Origin of the sequence: Xanthobacter sp. NM-25 (genome assembly GCF_022138605.1) — a bacterium.
In the GTDB taxonomy this organism is placed as follows: Bacteria; Pseudomonadota; Alphaproteobacteria; order Rhizobiales; family Xanthobacteraceae; genus Xanthobacter.
In genome coordinates this window covers 33,565-50,201 of the sequence record NZ_JACBFS010000002.1, presented here as the reverse complement: position 1 = coordinate 50,201, position 16,637 = coordinate 33,565, and the positions used below count along the sequence as shown (strand labels likewise).

The 16,637-nt window shown below is 69.4% G+C and carries 12 protein-coding genes; 4 read left to right on the top strand and 8 right to left on the bottom strand.

Features of this window, described 5'->3' with window-relative positions; all coding sequences use genetic code 11:
- Positions 1 to 64: 64 nt before the first annotated feature.
- From MEU52_RS06030 to MEU52_RS06010, 5 genes are all read right to left on the bottom strand, one after another.
- A complete protein-coding gene (locus MEU52_RS06030; protein ID WP_238120848.1) occupies positions 65 to 412 on the bottom strand; it encodes a hypothetical protein in 348 nt (115 codons plus the stop codon).
- A 22-nt stretch (positions 413 to 434) separates the two neighbouring features.
- Complete coding sequence (locus MEU52_RS06025) at positions 435 to 2,273, bottom strand: methylmalonyl-CoA mutase subunit beta (RefSeq protein WP_238120849.1); 1,839 nt, start codon at positions 2,271 to 2,273, stop codon at positions 435 to 437.
- 103 nt (positions 2,274 to 2,376) lie between these two features.
- Entirely contained in the window at positions 2,377 to 3,606 is a 1,230-nt protein-coding gene (locus MEU52_RS06020; protein ID WP_238120850.1) for an SAM-dependent methyltransferase, read from the bottom strand.
- 710 nt (positions 3,607 to 4,316) lie between these two features.
- Positions 4,317 to 6,344, bottom strand: a complete 2,028-nt coding sequence (locus MEU52_RS06015; RefSeq protein ID WP_238120851.1) for an acetyl-CoA carboxylase biotin carboxylase subunit — start codon at positions 6,342 to 6,344, stop codon at positions 4,317 to 4,319.
- A gap of 193 nt (positions 6,345 to 6,537) precedes the next feature.
- On the bottom strand, positions 6,538 to 8,070 hold the full coding sequence (locus MEU52_RS06010; protein WP_238120852.1) for an acyl-CoA carboxylase subunit beta: 1,533 nt from the start codon (positions 8,068 to 8,070) through the stop codon (positions 6,538 to 6,540).
- 229 nt (positions 8,071 to 8,299) lie between these two features.
- On the opposite strand from MEU52_RS06010, the gene MEU52_RS06005 reads away from it, so the two are divergent.
- From MEU52_RS06005 to MEU52_RS05995, 3 genes are all read left to right on the top strand, one after another.
- A complete protein-coding gene (locus tag MEU52_RS06005; RefSeq protein ID WP_238120853.1) occupies positions 8,300 to 9,724 on the top strand; it encodes a short-chain fatty acyl-CoA regulator family protein in 1,425 nt (474 codons plus the stop codon).
- Between the two features lie 113 nt (positions 9,725 to 9,837).
- On the top strand, positions 9,838 to 11,469 hold the full coding sequence (locus tag MEU52_RS06000; protein WP_238125006.1) for an SH3 domain-containing protein: 1,632 nt from the start codon (positions 9,838 to 9,840) through the stop codon (positions 11,467 to 11,469).
- A gap of 103 nt (positions 11,470 to 11,572) precedes the next feature.
- A complete protein-coding gene (locus tag MEU52_RS05995) occupies positions 11,573 to 12,970 on the top strand; it encodes a glutamate--tRNA ligase (RefSeq protein WP_238120855.1) in 1,398 nt (465 codons plus the stop codon).
- A gap of 42 nt (positions 12,971 to 13,012) precedes the next feature.
- Here MEU52_RS05995 and MEU52_RS05990 read toward each other — a convergent pair whose 3' ends face one another.
- Together MEU52_RS05990 and MEU52_RS05985 are read right to left on the bottom strand one after the other, a co-directional pair.
- Positions 13,013 to 14,161 (bottom strand): DUF2865 domain-containing protein, encoded by a 1,149-nt coding sequence (locus tag MEU52_RS05990; protein ID WP_238120856.1) that lies wholly within the window; start codon positions 14,159 to 14,161, stop codon positions 13,013 to 13,015.
- A gap of 264 nt (positions 14,162 to 14,425) precedes the next feature.
- Entirely contained in the window at positions 14,426 to 15,514 is a 1,089-nt protein-coding gene (locus MEU52_RS05985; RefSeq protein WP_238120916.1) for a TRAP transporter substrate-binding protein, read from the bottom strand.
- Positions 15,515 to 15,731: 217 nt separating this feature from the next.
- Between MEU52_RS05985 and MEU52_RS05980 the strand changes: the two genes are divergently transcribed.
- Complete coding sequence (locus MEU52_RS05980; protein WP_238120857.1) at positions 15,732 to 16,265, top strand: CreA family protein; 534 nt, start codon at positions 15,732 to 15,734, stop codon at positions 16,263 to 16,265.
- A 22-nt stretch (positions 16,266 to 16,287) separates the two neighbouring features.
- Here MEU52_RS05980 and MEU52_RS05975 read toward each other — a convergent pair whose 3' ends face one another.
- On the bottom strand, positions 16,288 to 16,623 hold the full coding sequence (locus MEU52_RS05975) for a hypothetical protein (protein WP_238120858.1): 336 nt from the start codon (positions 16,621 to 16,623) through the stop codon (positions 16,288 to 16,290).
- Between the last annotated feature and the right edge of the window lie 14 nt (positions 16,624 to 16,637).

Here is a 16,637-nt window from a genome sequence, read left to right as displayed (position 1 = left end):
CCCCTGGCCGGTCCGGGTGGCGTCCCGGGCCGGGCTGCGATCTCGTGTTTGGTCGCGGGCGCCATCAGGCGCGCTGCGCGAACCGGGACCCGGAGCCACGCGGCTTCGGCGCGGTCCAGTGGCCGGAAGCGGCGTCCCTCTTCCTCCGGCCCCCTCCGGAAAACCCTTCCATCTGCCGCTCCAGCTGCCCCTTCGCGATGCCGCGCAGGTGGCCGAGGACGAAGGGCATGCGGCTCACCGTGCCGGCGCGGATGCCTGTGGTTGCTCTCACCAGTCGAGAACCCGCATAGGTCACTTTGCCACCCTTCCCCTCCGGCTTGAAGTCGGAAGTGGCAGAAGGGGCCCGGTCCGCGACGACGGCTCTGGTTGCCGCCGCGCGGAGGGGCGTGGGGAGGAGGGGCGAGCGCGCCATGCCGAGCTCCTTCCGCTGCCGCTCAGGCGAGCCCGGCGGCGCTTTGCGCGGCCGCCAGGGTGTCGAGCAGGTTGCAGCCCATGAAGACGAAGCCGTCGACCCCGGCCGCCTTCAGCTCCGCCTCGATGGCCGCCGGCTTGCCGGCCAGCCACACGGCGCTCGCGCCAGCGGCTTTGAGCGCCTTCACGGCCGCAGCCGCCTCGGTGCCATAGACCTCGTCGGAGGAGGTGAGGCAGGCGAAGGGCGTGCCGGAGGCCTTGAAGGCGGCGACCAGCGCATCGAGATCGGCGAAGCCGTCGGGCACCGCCGCGGCAATGCCGCCGGCCTCGAAGAAATTCTTGGCGAAGGTGGCGCGGGCGGTGAAGGCCGCCACCGGGCCCAGCACCGCCAGGAACACCTTAGGCGCGCCGGTTTCGGCCTTGTCGCGCAGGGCTTCATACGGCTCGGCGATGCGGTAGGGCGTCAGCGCGCCATCGCCGGCGGTCGTATGGTCAGCGCTGAGCGGCGCCAGCACCTCGGGCATCTCCTGCACCAGGATGGGGAATTCAGAGGTGCCGGTGATGGGGGCCTTGCGGGTGGCCACATCCTTGTCGCGGGCCGCCTTCACCTCGGCGATCTCCGCCTGCAGCCAGCGCTCTTCCAGCACCGGCAGAATGCCGCCGCGCTGCTCGATGGTGCGGAACAGATCCCAGGCGGCGGCTGCGAGGCCGTCCGTATAGGCTTCCACCGCGCCGGCGCCGGCGGCGGGATCGGCCACCCGGTGCACGTTGGATTCCTCGATCAGCATCACCTGGGTGTTGCGGGCGAGGCGGCGGGCAAAGGCATCGGGCAGGCCCAGCGCCTGCGTGAAGGGCAGCACGGTGACGCTGTCGGCGCCGCCCACGCCGGCGGCGAAAGCGGCCACCGTGCTGCGCAGCAGGTTCACATAGGGATCACGCCGGGTCATGGACCGCCAGGCGGTGGTGGCATGCACTTTCAGCGGCATTGCGGCGAGCCCGCATTCGCGCAGCACGGCGCCCCACAGCAGGCGGATGGCGCGGAACTTGGCGATGGTCGCGGTCTGGTTCACATCCGCCACCAGGGAGACCTCGATGCGCCGCGCCGCCTCTTCGAGCGTCACGCCGTCTTCCGCATACATCTTCAGGTAGCGCACCGCCGCGGCGAGCACCGCCGCCAGCTCCTGCGCATCGGAGGCGCCGGCCTCGTGGAACACCGCGCCTTCGGCCCGGCAGATGGGGCCGGTGAAGCCCTTGGCGGCCAGGGTGGCGGAGGTGTCGCAGAAGCGCCGCGCCAGGTCCGCCCAGGTCATGGGCGGGTTCACCGGCAGGCCGCCCATGGCGGCATAGCTGCCGAGCGGGTTCAGGCCGAAGGAGGCTTGAACGCTCTTGGGATCGAGCCCGCGCTTTTCCACCAGATCGGCGAAGGCGAGGGCGCTGGCCGGGCCGACGAAGCCGCCCAGCTCGAAGCGGGTCTCGATGAGATCGAGCATCACCCCCTTCAGCACCACATCGAGATCGGCGCCGTTGGGCAAGCCGAAGCCATAGGCCAAGGGCGAGCTGGCGAACACCAGCGACAGGCCGGAGGCGCCGCCGTCCAGATCTTCCAGGGCCTGGGCGTTGGCGGCGGCGAGGTCCGGCTGGTCCACCCGCATGGAGATGGTCCAGGGCGCCCCGGCGGGCCGGCCGGCGACGATGGGGGCCGCGGGCTTGCGCTCGGGCAGCGCGTCGAGGGCGAGCCCGTCATAGGTGCGGGTCACCATCTTCTTGTCATAGGGCGTGCCCTTGAGCACGCCTTCCACCAGCTTCAGCCAATCCTCACGGGTCACGTGGGGCAGGTCGGTGGCGAAGGGCAGGGTGGTCATGGCTAAGCCTCCGGGACGAAAGGATGGACGCCGATAGCGCCCGCGCACCGCGCAAGGGCGGGGCGGGCTGCGGCGGTGAAGGGAAGGAGTGGGGCACGGCGCATCAGCGGGCCTCCCGCGCGGCGAGGGCGCGCTCGTCGTCGATCATGTAGTCGCGCAGCACCGGCACGTCGTCGCGCTTTTCGGACAGCAGCAGCTGGAACACCATGTTGGAGCCGTGCAGGAAGCCGAGCTCCACCGCGGCGAGGTAGAATTCCCACATGCGGCCGAAGCGCTCGCCCATCATGGCATCCACCTCGGCGCGCTTGGCCATGAAGTTCTGCCGCCAGGCGCGGATGGTCCAGTAATAATGCAGCCGCAGCACCTCGCAATCGTCCACCCAAAGGTGGCTGCGCTCGGTGGAGGCGAACACTTCCGACAGGGCCGGCACATAGCCGCCGGGGAAGATGTATTTGCGGATGAAGGGGGCGGTGGTGCCGGGCGGCGACATGCGGCCGATGGCATGCACCAAAGCGAAGCCGCCTTCGTCCAGAAGGTTGCGGACGGTGGTGAAATAATCGTCGAAATGGGCGACGCCCACATGCTCCATCATGCCGATGGAGACGACGCGGTCGAACTTGCCCTTCAGCTGGCGGTAATCCACCTCGCGGAAATCGATGCTGTCGGCCACTCCCGCCGCCTCCGCCAGTCGCCGGCTCTCGGCCAGCTGCTCGGGCGAGACGTTGATGGCGGTGACCTTGGCGCCGCATTCCTTGGCCATATAGATGGCGAGCGCGCCCCAGCCGGAGCCGATCTCCGCCACCCGCATGCCGGGGGTGATCTTCAGCTTGGCGGCGATGTGGCGGAACTTGTTGCGCTGGGCATCGGCCAGCGGCTCGTTCGGCTCGCGGAAATAGGCGCAGCTGTAGGTCATGGTCTCGTCCAGCCACAGCCGGTAGAACGTGGCCGGGTGGTCGTAATGGGACGAGACGTTCTCCTTGGCCTTGCCGATGGGGTTGGCCTGCTGGAACCGCCGCACCGAGCGCCACGCCTGGCGCAGCGCCTGCTGCACCGGGTGGCTGCCGAGGCCCTTGCGGTTGATGGAGAACAAGGAGAGCAGTTCGAACGCGCCAGCCCCATCCTCGAAGCTGAGGCGGCCATCCATATAGGCCTCCGCCGCCACCAGTTCGGGATTGAAGAACAGCTCGCTCTCCAGCTTCTTGTCATGCATGCGCACGGTGACCGACGGGCCGTTGACGCCGGTGCCGAACACGTGGCGGGCCCCATCGGCGGTGAGAACCGTGAGCTGGCCCTTCTCGACGAAGCGCTTCAGAAGGTGGGAGAGAAGGCGCATTCAGAAGGCTCCGATGGTCGCTGCCGGAAAAGCGGCGCAGGGGGGAGCCCTTCTCATATCCGAAATACCTCCGCCGCTCACCTCGCTCCCGCAGGGCCCCGCGCCCGCGACCCAACCGCCGTCACTCACACCCCAACCTCCGTCGCCCTCCGGCTTGACCGGAGGGCCCATGAGGCGCTCGGCACCAAGCGCGGCGCTCTGGATGCTCCGGTCAAGCCGGAGCACGACGGTGGTGCGGGGGAGCGGCGGGAGCGCGCGCTCGTCCAGCGCGACGCCTCGCGGCGCGATCGGGTCGGTGCCGTCGCCGTCGTCCCAACCGCTGTCGCCGTCGTCCCACTCCCCGTCGCCGCACCCCCCGTCGCCCTCCGGCTTGACCGGAGGGCCCATGGGGCGCGCGGCATCCGGCGTTGCGCCAAGGATGCTCCGGTCAAGCCGGAGCATGACGGTGGTGCGGGGGAGAGGCGTGGGGGTGGCGCTGGGCGGCGTGGCCCGGTGCGGTGCCGTCTCCGGTCGAGCGATTCCGTAGGATGCTGGCGCTTGTGGTGCGGGGGGCACGATCCCGTGCGCCCCCGTTGCCGGCCACTGGTCGGCCGCCCCCGTCCCCACCCTTTCCTGCGCGCAGGGAAAGGCGGCCGCCTGGTGGCGGGCAAGGCCCGCCCCCGCAGGTGCGGGAGGGGCGGGATGGGGGAGAGCCGGATCCATGGCGCGGATCACGCGAACTCGAGGATCACCGCATCCACCGCCAGGCTGTCGCCCGGCTTGGCGTGGACCGCCTTGATGATGCCGTCGCGTTCCGCGCGCAGCACGTTCTCCATCTTCATCGCCTCGACGATGGCGAGGATCTCGCCGTTCTTCACCTCCTGGCCGGGAGTGACGGCGATGGAGACCACCAGGCCCGGCATGGGGCAGAGCAGTTCCTTGCCGCCGCCGGCATTCTCCTTCTTCGGCATCAGGGCGGCGAGGCCGGCGGACAGCTCCGTATAGACCCGCGCCTTGGTGGCAATGCCGCGATGGGCGAGGGCATAGCCATTGGTGATGGGGCGCACCTGCATGGCCACCTGGTCGGCGTCGATGGTGCCGGTCCACACCGGCTCGCCCGGCTTCCAGCTGGAGCGCAGCAGGTGGGCGTGGCCGGGGTTGCCGTCCGTGTCGAAGATCTGGACCTTGTAGCCGCCGTCCACCGCTTCCACCTCGCAGGGGGTGGCGATGGTGTCCTCACCGGCGGAGAGGTTGACGATGCGCCGCTTGGCAAAGGCCACCGGCACGCCGGAGGTCTGGCCGGAGATCTGACGCTTGCGGGTATTCTGGATGTGGTCCACCACCGCCGCCACGGCGGAGAGGTAGTGCACCAGCTCGCCTTCCGGCGCGCGGGGGAAGAAGCCGTCCGGATATTCCTCGGCGATGAATCCGGTGGAGAGGCGGCCGTCCTGCCAGCGCGGATGGGCCATCAGCGCCGAGAGGAAGGGGATGTTGTGGCCGATGCCGTCGATGGCGAAGGCGTCGAGCGCATCCGCCTGGGCCTCGATGGCCATGGCCCGGGTGGGGGCGTGGGTCACCAGCTTGGCGATCATGGGATCGTAGAAGATGGAGATTTCGCCACCCTCATAGACGCCGGTGTCGTTGCGCACGGTGATGGGGCCGTCCTTGCCTTCCTGCGGCGGGCGATAGCGCACCAGGCGGCCGGTGGAGGGCAGGAAGTTGCGGTAGGGATCTTCCGCATAGATGCGGCTTTCCACCGCCCAGCCGGTGAGCTTCACGTCGTCCTGGGTGACGGTGAGGGGCTCGCCAGCGGCCACGCGGATCATCTGCTCCACGAGGTCGATGCCGGTGATGAGCTCGGTGACCGGATGCTCCACCTGCAGGCGGGTGTTCATTTCCAGGAAGTAGAAGCTCTTGTCCTGGCCGGCGACGAATTCCACGGTGCCGGCGCTGTCGTAGCCCACCGCCTTGGCGAGGGCGACGGCCTGCTCGCCCATCTTCTTGCGGGTGGCCTCATCGAGCAGCGGCGAGGGGGCTTCCTCCACCACCTTCTGGTTGCGGCGCTGGATGGAGCATTCGCGCTCGCCCAGATAGATCACGTTGCCGTGCTTGTCGCCCAGCACCTGGATTTCGATGTGGCGCGGATCGACGATGAACTTTTCCACGAACACGCGGTCGTCACCGAACGAGGACTTGGCTTCGGAGCGGGCGCGGTCGAAGCCGTCCTGCACCTCGTCGCGGGAGTGGGCGATGCGCATGCCCTTGCCGCCGCCGCCGGCGGAGGCCTTGATCATCACCGGATAGCCGATCTCGTCGGCGATCCTCGCGGCTTCCTCGCCGGTTGCGATCTCGCCGAGATAGCCCGGCACGGTGGAGACCTTGGCCGCGGCCGCCGCCTTCTTGGATTCGATCTTGTCGCCCATCGCCTCAATGGCGTGGGGATTGGGGCCGATGAAGACGATGCCGTGCTCGGCCAGCATCTGCGGGAAGGAGGCGCGCTCGGAGAGGAAGCCGTAGCCGGGATGCACCGCCTCGGCGCCGGTGAGCTTGCAGGCCTCCACGATCTTCTCGGCGATGAGGTAGGACTGGGCGGCGGGCGGCGGGCCGATGAACACGGCCTCGTCGGCCATCTCCACATGCAGGGCGTCCTTGTCCGCCTCGGAATAGACGGCCACGGTCTTGATGCCCATCTTGCGCGCCGTCTTGATGACGCGGCAGGCGATCTCGCCCCGGTTCGCGATCAGGATTTTCGAGAACATTGAAGTGTCTCCTGCGCTCAAGGCGCCGAATATCTTAGGAAACCAAGGGTCCCTCCCACTCTCCGGCTGCCCCCACCCCAACCTTCTCCCGCAAGCGGGAGAGGGAGCGATGCGGCGCCTGAAGAAAAGCCCTTTCCCGCGTGCGGGGGAGGGTTGGGAGGGGGCACGCTCCCCAATTGGGGAGCGCCGCGTGTCACAGCGGCACGTTGTCGTGCTTGCGGTGGGGCTGCTCCAGCTTCTTGGTGCGCAGCATGGCGAGCGCGCGGGCGAGGCGCCGGCGGGTGGAATGGGGCATGATCACCTCATCCACGAAGCCCCGCTCCGCCGCCACGAAGGGCGAGAGGAAGCGCTGCTCGTAATTCTTGGTCTGGGCGGCGATCTTTTCCGGGTCGTCCATGTCGGCCCGGAAGATGATTTCCACCGCGCCCTTGGCGCCCATCACCGCGATCTGAGCGGTGGGCCAGGCATAGTTCACGTCGGCGCCCACATGCTTGGAGGCCATCACGTCGTAAGCGCCGCCGAAGGCCTTGCGGGTGATGACGGTGACCAGCGGCACGGTGGCCTGGGAATAAGCGAACAGGAGCTTCGCGCCGTGCTTGATGAGGCCGCCGTATTCCTGCGCGGTGCCGGGCAGGAAGCCGGGCACGTCCACGAAGGTGACGATCGGGATCTCGAACGCATCGCAGAAGCGCACGAAGCGGGCCGCCTTGCGAGAGGCGTCGCTGTCGAGCACGCCGGCCAGCACCATGGGCTGGTTGGCGACGAAGCCCACCGTGCGGCCCTCGATGCGGCCGAAGCCGGTGACGATATTCTTGGCGTAGGCGGCCTGGATCTCGAAGAAGTCGCCCTCGTCCACCACCTTGAGGATCAGTTCCTTGATGTCATAGGGCTTGTTCGGGTTGTCCGGCACCAGGGTGTCGAGGCTCTCGTCATAGCGGCCGGGCTCGTCGAACGAGGGCCACTGCGGCACGCCTTCCTGGTTGTTGGAGGGCAGGAAATCGATCAGCCGCCGGCACTCCAGCAGCATCTCCACATCGTTCTCGAACGAGCCGTCGGCTACCGAGGACTTGGAGGTGTGCACCTTGGCGCCGCCCAGCTCTTCCGAGGTGACGGTCTCGTTGGTCACCGTCTTCACCACGTCCGGGCCGGTCACGAACATGTAGCTCGTGTCGCGCACCATGAAGATGAAGTCGGTCATGGCCGGCGAATAGACGTCGCCGCCGGCGCAGGGGCCCATGATGAGCGAGATCTGCGGGATGACGCCCGAGGCCTGGACGTTGCGCTTGAACACCTCGCCGTAGCCGCCCAGCGCCGCCACGCCTTCCTGGATGCGGGCGCCGCCGGCATCGAACAGGCCGATGATGGGGGCGCGGGTCTTCAGCGCCATGTCCTGGATCTTGGTGATCTTGCGGGCATGCTCCTCGGAAAGGGAGCCGCCGAACACCGTGAAGTCCTTGGCGAACACGAAGACCTTGCGGCCGTTCACGGTGCCCCAGCCGGTCACCACGCCGTCACCGGGGATCTTCTGATCCTCCATGCCGAAATCGACGCAGCGGTGCTGCACGAAGGTGTCGTATTCCTCGAACGTACCGCGATCCAGCAGCAGCTCGATGCGCTCGCGGGCGGTGAGCTTGCCGCGGGCGTGCTGAGCCTTGATACGGCGCTCGCCGCCGCCGAGGCGGGCGATTTCGCGCCGGCTTTCCAGCTCTTCGAGGATTTCCTTCATGGGACGCGCCCCTCTTGCGGGTGGTTGTAATGCGAGTTTAACCGCGCGGAGGGCGAAGAAAAGCGCGAGAGGCATTTCGCCCGTCGCGCTCTTCTCCCGCCCTGACCGGCATGCGGCCTCGGCGCTCGCTAGCAGGAGTTGCAGGGCATTTGAAAGTGTAAAAGTTTTGTGTTGTAATTTGTGAAAATTTTACAAATTGGTACTGGTGGCTCTCGGGCGGAGGTGTGCGGTGCGGCAGAAGGTCTATGCGGGCCACGCGGTGCGCCGCCTGCGGGAAAAGCTCGGCCTCAGGCAGAGCGAGCTGGCGCAGCGGCTCGGCGTCTCGCCCTCTTATGTGAACCAGATCGAGAGCAACCAGCGGCCGCTGACCGCCTCGATCCTGATCGCCATTTCCCGCACCTTCGCGGTGGACATCACCTCGTTCGGCGCCGAGGACCTCGACCGGCTGGTGGCGGACCTGCGCGAGGTGGCGGCCGATCCGCTGTTTGGCGATCTCGACCTCGGGCTGCAGGATGTGAAGGCGGTGGCCAATCTCTCGCCGGCCTTCGCCCATGCCTTCCTGCGCATGCATGTGGCGCTGCGGCGCACGGCGGAATGGCGCGCCTCCCTTGATGACATGCTCACCGCCGGGGTGCCGCCCCGGGCGGACGAGGCCAAGCTCATCCCCTATGAGGAGGTGCGCGACTTCTTCCATTACATCGACAATTATGTCGACGGGCTGGATCGGGCGGCGGAGGCCACGGCGCTGGCGCTCGGCGTGCTGGATGGGGCGGACCCCGCCGCCGCGTTCGCCCATCACCTGGCGGACCGCCATGGGGTGGCGGTGGAGATCGGCCCGGCCGATCCGGCGGCGCCGCTCGCCCAGCTGGATCTGCGCATGCGCCGGCTCACGTTGTCCGGGGTGCTCCCCAGCTCCACCCGGGCCTTCCGCATGGCCGCCACCATCGCCCAACTGGAGCATGTGGACCTGGTGCGCGAGACAGTGGCCTCCGCCAGCTTCCGCAGCCAGACCGCCGCCGACATCTGCCGGCTGGCCCTGTTCAACTATTTCGCCGGCGCCGCCATGCTGCCCTATCGTCGCTTCCTGGAGCGCGCGCGCACCCTGCGGCACGATCTCGACCGGCTGGTGCTGGAAACCGGCGCGAGCCTGGAGCAGGTGTGCCATCGCCTCTCCACCCTGCAGCGGCCCGGCGCCAAGGGCGTGCCCTTCTATTTCGCCAAGGTGGATCGCGCCGGCAACATCACCAAGCGCCATTCCGCCACCCGTTTCCAGTTCGCCCGTCACGGCGGCGCCTGCGCCGTCTGGAATGTGCATGAGGCGTTCGAGCTGCCCGGCCGCACCCTGGTGCAACTGGGGGAGATGCCCGATGGGGTGCGCTATATCTGCCTGGCGCGGGCGGTCACGGCGCCGCCCCTGCGCCATGGCGCGCCGGTGCGGGCGTTCGCGTTCGGGCTCGGTTGCGAGGTCTCCTTCGCCCATGACATGGTCTATGCCGATGGGCTGGACCTGAAGACGGCGCCCGTGGGCCGGCTGGGGGTGTCCTGCCGCATCTGTCCGCGGCGGGATTGCGATCTGAGGGCGTTTCCACCCCTCGACCGGGATATCCGGATCGACGAAAATGTGCGGGATATCATCCCGTTCACCATCTCCTGACGCAAAAGCGCCGTGCTCTCGCTTGGGAATGGCCCCGCCTTCGCACATGAAACGCCATGGCGCGCGGGCTAAATTGCAGAATCGGCTCGCGTGAGCCGCACAGGGAGTACTCCATGAGGATGCTGAGACTTGCCGGCATGTTTGCCGGCTTGGCCGTGGCGGGCATCGGGGGGGTGGCTCAGGCCGCGGCGCCGGGTTTCTCCACGGCGAATGTGAATATCCGCACCGGGCCGGATACCGAGTTCCCCTCCCTTGGGGTGATTCCCGATGGATCGCCGCTGCAGATCGAGGGCTGTCTGCAGGACGAATCGTGGTGCGACGTGGACTGGAACGGCTATCGCGGCTGGGTCTACAGCGAATATCTCGGCTATGAGCTGCCGGCCGCCGCGGGTGTTCCCGTGGCGCAGCGCCGGGTGGAGGTGGTGCCCGACATCGGCCTCGCCGCCATCGGCATTCCCATCGTCGCCTTCGCGGCCGCGGACTATTGGAATCGGAATTACGTCAATCGGCCCTGGTATGTGAACCAGCCCTGGTATGCCGACCGCTACCGGTGGGAACGCTATGCGCCGCCGCCGCGCCCGGGCTGGCGCCCGCCGCCGCCCGGTCCACGTCAGCCGGGCTGGTGGCGCAACAATTACGCGCCGCCGCCGAATATGGCCCCACCGCCGCCGCCCGGCGCTTGGCATCGTCCCCCGCCGCCGGCCCAGCCGGCCCCCGGTCCCGGCTGGGCCGGCGGCCCGGGCGGTCCCGGTCGTCCGGGCGGTCCCGGCGCGCCTGGAGTCATGCCCGGGGCGCCCGGTGGTCCCGGCCGTCCGGGTGGCCCCGGCGCGCCTGGAGTCATGCCCGGGGCGCCCGGTGGTCCCGGCCGTCCGGGTGGCCCCGGCACGCCTGGAGTGACGCCCGGGGCGCCCGGTGGTCCCGGCCGTCCGGGTGGTCCCGGCACGCCTGGAGTCATGCCCGGGGCGCCCGGTGGTCCCGGCCGTCCGGGCGGTCCCGGCACGCCCGGAGTGACGCCCGGGGCGCCCGGTGGTCCCGGCCGTCCGGGCGGTCCCGGCACGCCCGGAGTGACGCCCGGGGCGCCCGGGGCGCCCGGCCGTCCTGGCGGTCCCGGCGCTCCCGGTGTGATGCCCGGGGCGCCCGGTGGTCCCGGCCGTCCTGGCGGTCCCGGCACGCCCGGGGCGCCCGGTGGTCCCGGCCGTCCGGGTGGTCCCGGCACGCCTGGAGTGACGCCCGGGGCGCCCGGCGGTCCCGGCCGTCCGGGTGGTCCCGGCACGCCCGGAGTGACGCCCGGGGCGCCCGGTGGTCCCGGCCGTCCGGGTGGTGCCGCTGCTCCCGGAGCTCCCGGCGGCCAGCGTCCGGCGCTGACCCCGCAGCAGCAGCAGATGCAGCGTCAGCAGCAGATGCAGTTGCAGCAGCAACAGCAGCGGGCCCAGCAGATGCAGCGGGCTCAGCAGGAGAAGGCGCAACAAATGCAGCGCCAGCAGCAGATGCAACAGCAGCAGCAACAGCAGCGGGCTCAGCAGATGCAGCGGGCCCAGCAGGAGAAGGCGCAACAACTGCAGCGCCAGCAGCAGATGCAACAGCAGCAGCAACAACAGCGGGCGCAGCAGATGCAGCGGGCCCAGCAGGAACGGGCGAAGCAGATCCAGAAGATCCAGCAGCAGATGCCGCAGCAGCGGCAGCAGCAGGGTCAACAGGGCAACCGGCCGCAGTGCCAGGGCCCCAACTGCCCGCCTCAGCGCTGAAACCCTTGAAGCCGGGCGGTGCGCCGCCCGGCTTCCTCACAGGTGCGCGCAAGCCCAACTGCGCCATCGACGCGGGCCCGAGACCGGTTTATGGCCTTGGCCCATGTCCACAGCGTCCGATCTCCCCACCTCCCAAACACCCGCTGCCTCGTCCGAGGGGCGCGCGGTGCTGCGTTTCGCGCCCTCGCCCACCGGCCTGCTGCATGTGGGCAACGCCCGCACGGCGCTGCTCAATGCCCTGCTGGCGCGGCGCGATGGCGGCACCTTCATTCTCCGCCTGGACGATACCGATACCGCACGCTCCCGCCCCGCGTTCGCGCAGGCCATCGTCGAGGATCTCGCGTGGCTCGGTATTCCGCCCGACCGCTCTTTTCGCCAGTCGGATCGCCTGCCCCACTACGAGGCGGCGGCGGCGCGGCTGAAGGCGGCGGGGCGCCTCTATCCGGCCTATGAGACGGAAGACGAGCTGGAGCTGAAGCGGCGCCTGCAGCGGGCGCGGGGGCTGCCGCCGGTCTATGATCGCGCGGCCCTCGCCCTCACCGACGCGGCGCGGGCGGAGCTGGAGGCCCAGGGGCGCCGCCCCCATTGGCGGTTTCGCCTCGCCCACCGCACGGTGACCTGGAACGACGGGGTGCGCGGCCCCCAGCATGTGGACACGCAGAGCCTGTCCGATCCGGTTCTGGTACGCGCCGACGGCTCCTTTCTCTACACGCTCCCCTCGGTGGTGGATGACCTGCTGATGGGCGTGACGCAGGTGGTGCGCGGCGAGGACCATGTCACCAACACCGCCGTGCAGATCGAGATCATGGACGCGCTCGGCGGCACGCCGCCCGCCTTCGCCCACCACAATCTGCTGACCTTGCCCAGCGGCGAGGGCCTGTCCAAACGGCTCGGCCATCTCTCACTGCAGGCGCTGCGGGAGGCGGGCGAGGAACCCCTGGCGGTGGCTGCGGCGGCGGTGCTGGTGGGCACCTCTGCGGCGCTCCAGCCGGTGCCCAGCCTCGCGGCCTTGGCGGCGCTGGTGGATCTGTCCCATATCTCCCGCGCGCCCGCGCGGTTCGATCCCGATGAGCTGCACGGCCTCACCGCCCGCACCCTGCATGGGCTGCCTTTCGCGGCGGTGGAGGCGCGGCTGGCGCAGGCGGGCATCGGCGGGGGCGAGAGCTTCTGGCTGGCGGTGCGCGGCAATCTCGCCACCTTCGCCGATGCGGCCGAGTGGTGGGCCATCTGCGCCAGCCCCATGGCGGGACAGGTGAGCGACGAGGATCGCGATTTTCTGGCCGCCGCCGCCGCGCTGCTGCCGCCGGCGCCGTGGGATTCCACCACCTACGGGGTCTGGATCAAGCGGGTGAAGGCGGAATGCGGTCGCGGTGGCCGCGCCCTGTTCCATCCCCTGCGGCTGGCCTTGACCGGGCGCGAGACCGGGCCGGAGCTGGCCAGCCTTCTGCCGCTGCTGGGTCGGGAGCGCGTCGCAACCCGGCTCGCCGGCAAGGCCGGCTAAGCAGCGCCGGCCCAGCCGCTAGGTCGTCCCTCCGGGGGCGGCCTATTGCGCGTCGGCGGCGGGCTGGGCGTTGCGGGAGCGGGGCAGGGGGATGATCTTCACCGGCCGCTGGCCGGGCTGTTCCGAGGCCGGTGCCAACGGGGCGGAGGCGGTGGCGGTGGGGCTGCCCTGGGGCGCATCGGTCACCGCGGGGGCCTGGGCCGCCGCGGTCTTGCCCTTGGCGCCGGGGGCAGTGTCCACGGGCTTGGGCTGCGACATCTCGCGCGCCTGCTCCTCGGTCACCAGAATGTCGCCCTTCTGCAGGGTGGTGGCGTCCTCGATGCCGGCAAGGGCCTGTGACCAGGACTGGCCGGGCGCGCGGCACGAGCAGGAGGGCACCACTTCCTTGCGATAGCGCAGGGCGTTGGGCAGCGACATGTAGGACTGGCCGGAGATGCTGACGGCGCTGCGGATGTCCTCACCGGAGAAGGTGAACAGCTGGGTATCCGCATTGGGGCACAGGCGCTTGCACTGCATGTCTTCCGACGCAAACCGGCTGGCGTTGGAGGAGCGCGAAAGCGGGAAGAAATAGCCGTCGCAGGTGCGCACGCAGACGGTGCGCGAATAGCTGGACGGGGCGGCCGGCGCCACGGCGCTCAGGTCCACATCGGGAGAACTGTCCTCGGAATCGCTCTGCACGGGGGCGCCGAAGATGGCTTCCAGGAAGTTGCGCGGGCGCTGGGGCTGGGCGCCGCCGCCACTGCCGCGCACGGCGGCCGTGTATTGCGCGCCGCAATTGTTCTGCGCCAGGGCCAGGATGAGCGCCCGCCGCTGGCCGGCCTGGTCGCCACCGCCCCGCTCGAGGCCGGCGACGGACGAGCGCAGCCGGGAAATCTGGTCGTCGATCTGGTCGCACTGGGGCGGGCGCGGCGGGCCCTGGAAGATCAGGAAGCCGCGGGGCGCGTCGCAGCCCATGCCGCGGGCCTGCGCCGACAGGCGCTCCAGATCTCCGCGCAGCTTGGCCGCCTGGCGCTGCCGGGCGGCCCAGGAATCGTTGCCCCGATCAAGGGAGGCCAGCGAGGCTTCCAGCTGCGCGCAGCTCGCACCCTGCTGGGCCCAGGCGTGGGTCGCGGTGGCGGAGACGGCGGCCGGAATGGCCAGGGCGGCGAGCAGCCCGCGAGCGAGGGTGCCGAAGCGTCGCGAAAATCCCATCCTGAAGTCTTCTCAGATCCGTCGATGCCGCCGCGCGGTGCGCGCTGGAATGCGAATGGCGCCCCTGATCCGGGAGACGCCGCCTGCCTCGTCTATAAACCGGCGGGCCACCGAAATGGTGACCAAACTGTGGAAATCCACCTCGCCCGCCCGCCTTAACCGCCCCATCCGCGCAGCGGTGGGCTCAGGGCCTGATGCTGCCGCGGCCGGCTCACGCACCCGTGATGCCGGTCCGCGCCAGAACTGGCCGCGGCTCCGCGCGCGTCAGCTTTTGCCGCGATTGCGGATGTTGAAGCCGTCGAAGGCGTATTCGGCGATCTGCCACCACACCAGCTGCTCGGTGCGGATGGCGTTCATGGAGTCGAGGCCGCGCTTGAACATGGGGTTGGCGGCGGCGAGCTCCGCATAGAGCTCCTGGGCCGCCTTGTAGCCCGCTTCCATGATGGACGGGGGGAACGGCTTCAGCTCGGCCCCCTGCTGCACCAGGCGACGCAGCGCCGGCGGGTTCACCCAGTCGTATTTGCCCAGCATCCAGTTGTTGGCGGCCTCGCAGGCGATCTTGAGGATGCCCTGGTAATGCTTGGGCAGCGCATTCCACTGTTCGTTGTTCACCACCAGGTGGAGCATGGCGCCGCCTTCCCACCAGCCGGGGTAGTAGTAATATTTCGCTACCTTCACCAGACCGAGCTTCTCATCGTCATAGGGGCCGACGAACTCGGTGGCGTCGATGGAGCCGCGCTCCAAAGCGGGGTAGACGTCGGAGGGGGCGATCTGCTGCGGCACCACGCCGAGCTTGGCCAGCACCTGGCCGCCCAGCCCGCCAATGCGGAACTTCAAGCCCTTCAGGTCCTCGACGCCCTTCAGTTCCTTGCGGAAGAAGCCACCCATCTGGCAGCCGGAATTGCCGGCGGCGAAGGCGGTGACATTGTATTTGGCCAGGATCTCGTTGGTGAATTCGGATCCGCCGCCGAAGTGCCACCAGGAATGCTGCTGGCGCGAGTTGAAACCGAACGGGATGCCGGTGCCGAAGGCGAGGGCCGTGTCCTTGCCAGTGTAGAAATAGGTGGCGGTCTGGGCGCACTCCACCGAGCCGGTGGAGGCGGCATCCAGCGCCTGGAGGCCGGGCACGATCTCGCCGGCGGGGAAGGTCTGGATCTGGAACTTGCCGTCAGTGGCCTCGGCCACATAACGCGAGAGCATCTCGGCGGTGCCGTAGATGGTGTCCAGGGAACGGGGGAAGGACGAGGTCAGGCGCCATTTGATCTCGGGCTGGCTCTGGGCGAGCGCCGGGCTCGCCACAGCGCTGCCAGCGAGAGCGGTGGCCGATGCGCCAATGAAGGTGCGGCGCTTGATGTCCATTCCAATCCTCCTTGGGCCCGGATCGCCTTGGGCGTCGGTCCGGTTGTCCGATGCGCCGCTTGGGCGGCCTGGGCGTGGGCTCTTCGACGGCCTGCGCGAGGCACGGCGCAGGGGTGGTGTCACGCGCAGGCGGCCGCGTCAATCGTCGAGCGGCTTCCGTTGACGGTTTCGACCCCCATATGAGAGGGGTCGCGTTCCCCGAGGGGTCCTTATGATGGCGATTGTGACTTTAATGCGTGCCGTGGTGGTGGCGGCGGGTCTGGCCGCGGCGCTCGGGGCTTCCGCTGGTGGCGCGGCGGCCCAGGAGCCGAACCTCATCTTCAAGAAGTCCACCGTGTGGAAGTTCCTGACGCCCGACGACAAGCTGGCCGTCTATGGCATCGACGACCCGCTGGTGGAGGGGGTGGCCTGCCACTACACCACGCCGGAGAAGGGCGGCATGTCCGGCATGCTGGGGGTGGCCGAGGAGGTCTCCGACATCTCCCTGGCCTGCCGCCAGGTGGGGCCCATCTCGTTCAAGGGCAAGTTCGACCAGGGCGACGTGGTGTTCCGCGAGGGGCGGTCCTTCTTCTTCAAGAAGATGCAGATCGTGCGCGGCTGCGATACCAAGCGCAACGTGCTGGTCTATCTGGTCTATTCCGACAAGCTGATCGACGGCAGCCCGAAGAATTCCACCTCCACCGTGCCCATCATGCCGTGGGGCGCCAATGGCGAGGTGCCGCGCTGCTCTGACTTCGTGCGTTGAGTGGCGGCGGGGCCGCCGGTTGTCACCGCGTGCAGGTGATGGCCACGGCGCTGGCGCAGAGCGGGCCGGGGCAGATCCCTTCCGCGGTCGCATCGGCGGAGGCGCGGCGCAGCGGGCCGTCTTCCACCCGGCCGAACTCCACTGCCCGGGCATAATCGTGGGAGCGGCACCAGGCGCTGGCGATCCGCTCGCCGCAGGGCGCGCCGGACGACAGGCAGCCATCCACCCCATAGCCGTCGGAATTGTCGATGACGAACACCCGGGTATCGGCATGGGCCAGCGGCGCGGCCAGCACCAGGAACGCCGGGAGAACGAGAAGCGACAGGAGGCGGGCCGAGGGTGTTCGATTGGTGTGCATCAGAAGAGTCCGCC